This is a genomic window from Stenotrophomonas sp. SrG, from assembly GCF_050031795.1.
Lineage (GTDB): Bacteria > Pseudomonadota > Gammaproteobacteria > Xanthomonadales > Xanthomonadaceae > Stenotrophomonas > Stenotrophomonas rhizophila_A.
In genome coordinates this window covers 1-247 of the sequence record NZ_JBNBBE010000703.1, presented here as the reverse complement: position 1 = coordinate 247, position 247 = coordinate 1, and the positions used below count along the sequence as shown (strand labels likewise).

The 247-nt window shown below is 72.5% G+C and carries 1 pseudogene; it reads right to left on the bottom strand.

From position 1 onward, the window contains the following. Window positions 1–247, bottom strand: a pseudogene (locus ACQG3P_RS21395) (hypothetical protein); the annotation flags it as partial.

Below are 247 nucleotides of genomic sequence, written 5' to 3'. Positions count from 1 at the left end.
CAGCCGGCGTGGGTCCGCGCCGGCAGAAGCAGGGTGTAGATCCAGGTGCCGAAGCCGAGCAGGATGCCGGTCGCCACGCCCCGGCGGCTGGCACCGCGCCAGTACAGGCCGCCGATCAGGCCCGGCGCCAACTGTGCCACCGCGGCGAATGCCATCAGCCCGTACGAGGCCAGCGTGCTGTCGTTGCTGCTGCCGCGGTACTAGCTGTACGCGGCCAGGGCCAGCAGCAGGCTCGCCATGCGGCGGA